Annotated in this window: 6 protein-coding genes; all 6 read right to left on the bottom strand. The window is 45.4% G+C overall.

The window, feature by feature from the left end:
- Nucleotides 1-247 precede the first annotated feature (247 nt).
- Entirely contained in the window at nucleotides 248-691 is a 444-nt protein-coding gene (locus tag K6C05_RS07525; protein WP_296733198.1) for a GatB/YqeY domain-containing protein, read from the bottom strand.
- A gap of 82 nt (nucleotides 692-773) precedes the next feature.
- Nucleotides 774-956 carry a 30S ribosomal protein S21 gene (gene rpsU, locus K6C05_RS07520; protein ID WP_027397292.1) on the bottom strand — a complete coding sequence of 61 codons (183 nt, stop codon included), beginning with the start codon at nucleotides 954-956 and terminating at the stop codon, nucleotides 774-776.
- 232 nt (nucleotides 957-1,188) lie between these two features.
- On the bottom strand, nucleotides 1,189-1,536 hold the full coding sequence (locus tag K6C05_RS07515) for a histidine triad nucleotide-binding protein (RefSeq protein ID WP_296733196.1): 348 nt from the start codon (nucleotides 1,534-1,536) through the stop codon (nucleotides 1,189-1,191).
- A 35-nt stretch (nucleotides 1,537-1,571) separates the two neighbouring features.
- The gene (mtaB, locus tag K6C05_RS07510; RefSeq protein ID WP_296733193.1) at nucleotides 1,572-2,873 is read right to left on the bottom strand and encodes a tRNA (N(6)-L-threonylcarbamoyladenosine(37)-C(2))-methylthiotransferase MtaB; all 1,302 of its coding nucleotides are present in this window, start codon (nucleotides 2,871-2,873) and stop codon (nucleotides 1,572-1,574) included.
- Nucleotides 2,873-3,616, bottom strand: a complete 744-nt coding sequence (locus tag K6C05_RS07505; RefSeq protein WP_296733191.1) for a 16S rRNA (uracil(1498)-N(3))-methyltransferase — start codon at nucleotides 3,614-3,616, stop codon at nucleotides 2,873-2,875. The genes mtaB and K6C05_RS07505 overlap by 1 nt, the downstream gene beginning before the upstream one ends.
- A gap of 3 nt (nucleotides 3,617-3,619) precedes the next feature.
- Nucleotides 3,620-3,769, bottom strand: a complete 150-nt coding sequence (locus K6C05_RS11030; RefSeq protein WP_363317178.1) for a 50S ribosomal protein L11 methyltransferase — start codon at nucleotides 3,767-3,769, stop codon at nucleotides 3,620-3,622.

Here is a 3,769-nt window from a genome sequence, read left to right as displayed (position 1 = left end):
TATCTGCCCCAGTCCGAAATTCAGTGCCATTACCAGGGCAACGGATATTGCCAGTTTCTTTTTCATCTTACTTCCCCTGCCTTCATATTCCTTCCGATATATTTCCGAATTCTTCTTATCATGAATATATCACGGTCATATTATTATTTGCAATATGTCGGCAGGTTATTTAATTAAACTTTAATGGCCGATATTTTTTATAATAAAAATTTAATGTGAACTGCTTCCACAGATGAATTGCCAGGATTCAGGACAAAAATTCCTTTACGATATTATTGACCATCTTGCCATCAGCCCTGCCCTTAACCTTAGGCATCAGTGCACCCATCACCTTGCCCATATCCTTTGGGGCAGATGCGCCTGTTTTCTCTACAGCTTCCTTGACCAAGGCCCGCACCTCATCCTCTGAGAGCTGCTGAGGCAAATATGGCATGAGGAAGGATATCTCCCTTTCATTCTGTTCCACCAGATCCTGACGGCCACCCTTTTCAAAATCAGCTATTGAATCCCGGCGCATCTTGACTTCCTTGCTGATAACTGCAATAACTGCATCATCATCCAGCTCAGTCTTGCCGTCAATTTCCTGCTGCTTGATAGCACCACGGACCATGCGGATAACTGCCAGCTTCTCTTTTTCCTTGGCCTTCATGGCCTCCTTCATATCATTTGCCAATTGTTCCTTTAATGACATATAAAACACCTCCAAAATAAGTAAAGACTATAATCCACCTATAAATATAGAGATTATAGTCTTTAAATTCAATATTCAGCTTTTATGCTCTGAACTTGCGCTTACGGGCTGCCTCAGACTTCTTCTTACGGCGAACACTAGGCTTTTCGTAATGCTCACGCTTTCTTACCTCAGCGATGGTACCAGCTTTCTGGCTCATACGCTTAAATCTGCGGAGCGCGCTGTCAATACTTTCGTTCTTGCCAACCTTAATCTCGTTTGCCATCTATTTTTCCCCCCCTCCAATTGACTTGGGAGTGTATTTCATAACTACACCCGATTATTATACACGACATAACGCATATATGTCAATATAAATCGGATGATTGCCCAATATCATTATACGGTAAAAGGTTAAATTTTTTCACTGCAGTACATAGTGTTCAATCTATCCTGCCGGGCAATCACCTTTTAATACATGAGTCCGGTATAAGCACCACATACTCTGCTGATAATCATCAGCCTGGAGGCCACTGCATGGACCTGCCTCCCAGAACATGGAAATGCAGGTGGTTGACTGTCTGGCCACCTTCAGCGCCTGTATTGGCAACCACGCGGAAGCCCTTTTCATCAATACCTGTTTTTTTCGCAATCTCAGGAATCACCTCACACAAAATGTGACCGGCCAATTCCTTGTCTTCTGCCTTTAATGCAGCAATGCTGTCAACATGCTTCTTAGGTATAACAAGCACATGTACTGGGGCCTGAGGCTCAAGATCGTTAAATGCGATAACCTGATCATCCTCAAACACTACAGTGGAAGGAATTTCCTTGTTTGCAATTTTACAAAAAATACAATCTGCCATCTCGGTACACCTCCCTTTAATAATATGCCTGAATATTACCCACGCTCGTATATTTTACCATATACTCCGTCTTTATACAATTTTTCCAGATGAACTTTATATATTTCTCCTGTGACCACCTCGTCATCAGTATATACACGGATATATGTGTCGGTAAGGCCATCAGTAATTCCCTCGGTATTCGTCTCAAAAAGTACATCCTGTACAGTCCCCAGATATGTCCTGTGGAAGTCCTCAGCCATTTTATCAGCCACTAACTGCAGGCGGTGTACCCTATCCTTTTTGTCAGGCTCACTGACCTGATCTTTCATGGCAGCCGCCGGAGTCCCTGTTCTGGGAGAATAAGGGAATACATGTATGCGGGAAAAATTCAGTGATCTGATGTATTCCAGGGACTGGGTAAACAATTCTTCTGTTTCGCCGGGGAATCCTACAATAACATCTGTTGAAATTGCAACCCCAGGGATTTTATCCCTGACATTTTTAATCAGCCCTGTAAATTCATCCCTGTTATAATGGCGGTTCATCCTTCTTAAAATTTCATCGGAGCCCACCTGAAGTGGCAGATGCAGATGATGGCTGAATTTTGGATGAGTCCTGATGAGCTCCAGCAGCTCCGGCGACAGCTCAATGGATTCCAATGAGCCCAGTCTCAACCGCCTCAGTCCCGGAAGCTCCAGCACCGTTCTTGCAGCATCATAAAGGCTGGTACCATCACCAAAATCCCTGCCATAGGCACCGAGATGTATTCCTGTCAGAACGATTTCCTTGAACCCATTGTCCAAAAGTTTTTTGGCTTCCGCCCGTATGCTCTCCAGTCTCCTGGAGCGAATAGGCCCCCTGGTGTAAGGAATGATACAGTAGCTGCAAAAATTGGTACAGCCCTCCTGTATCTTCAGAAAGGCCCTTGTCCTGGCAGGCATTTCATAAAGGGGAATATCCTCAAACTCCCGTGCCTTCATGACATCCTCTACCCGGTCAATGATGCCATCCTCAGCCATAGCCTGCTGTACATATTCCACTATGTTTTTTCTGCCCTTTGTACCGATAACAACACGCACACCGTCTATAGCCTTCACCTGCTCAGGTGCCACCTGGGAATAGCATCCCGTCACCGCTATTATGGACTTGGGATTCAGGCGACGCATTCTCCGTATCAGCTGACGGGACTTTTTGTCACCAAAGCTGGTAACAGAGCAGGTATTTATGATGTATACATCGGCTGCTTCCGTGTGGGGAACTATCTCATAACCACTTTTTTTAAACAGTCCCTCCATGGTTTCAGTTTCATACTGATTGACCTTACAGCCCAAAGTTATAAATGCCACCCTTGACACTACTGCCTACCTCCCAAATCACCTTTTTCATACTGAAGTATTGTCATTGCGGAAATCGCGGCGGTTTCCGCCCTGAGAATCCTGTTCCCCAGGCTGACGGATGGTATGCCAAGTTCCTTGGCATATGCCACCTCATCAAGGGAAAAGCCGCCCTCCGGCCCGATAATAACCGCAAATTTCTTCTTTGTGCTATGGGCCAAAAGCTCCTTGATACCTATCTGTTCCTCGTTTTCATAGCACATCAGCACCTCAATGTCCTGTTCCATTATTCCCTGAAGCCATGATTTCAGGGGCGTAATCGCCATGACTTCGGGAATACATTGACGCCCGCATTGCTTGGCAGCTTCATTGGCAATTTTTTGCCATTTTTCCTGTCTGGCAACAGCTTTTTTTGCATCATAGCGAACCACACAATTATCGCTTGTCAGTGGCGCTATACCATTGATGCCCAATTCAGTAGCTTTCTGGGTGATAAGCTCCAGCTTGTCCCCCTTTGGCAGACATTGCGCTAAAATAATCTCCACGGGGGATTCGGTATTCTCCTCAATGAGCTGCACCAGCTCCAGGGTAACGCTGTCACTGGAAAATGCTGTCATTACATACTCGCCAACCTTTCCGGCATCATCGGCCACAACAATGTGATCCCCGGGCCTTGAACGCATCACATGGGACAAATGATGTGCATCTGCCCCGGTAATTACGATATTCGTTTTTAATAATTCCGATATAAATATCCTACGCATATATTAAACCCGCTTCTTAAAAGTGATGCACGCCCAGCCCTTGGCTTCTTTTCTCTTGATAACACCGTAGCCATGAGCATCCGCAGCTTTCAGCACATCATCAATCCTGTCCTGGATAATCCCACTGGTGAGCAGCACGCCATCCTCCTTCAG

Source organism: Anaerovibrio sp. (assembly GCF_024697385.1).
In the GTDB taxonomy this organism is placed as follows: domain Bacteria; phylum Bacillota; class Negativicutes; order Selenomonadales; family Selenomonadaceae; genus Anaerovibrio.
The sequence above is the reverse complement of the archived record's forward strand: the minus strand, read 5'-3'. Positions and strand labels throughout refer to the sequence as shown.

What these genes read in the sequence shown, in the direction of transcription:
- K6C05_RS07515 (WP_296733196.1), bottom strand. Translation starts at nt 1,536, where the DNA reads ATGGCAGATTGTATTTTTTGTAAAATTGCAAACAAGGAAATTCCTTCC.
- K6C05_RS07505 (WP_296733191.1), bottom strand. Translation starts at nt 3,616, where the DNA reads ATGCGTAGGATATTTATATCGGAATTATTAAAAACGAATATCGTAATT.
- rpsU (WP_027397292.1), bottom strand. Translation starts at nt 956, where the DNA reads ATGGCAAACGAGATTAAGGTTGGCAAGAACGAAAGTATTGACAGCGCG.
- K6C05_RS07525 (WP_296733198.1), bottom strand. Translation starts at nt 691, where the DNA reads ATGTCATTAAAGGAACAATTGGCAAATGATATGAAGGAGGCCATGAAG.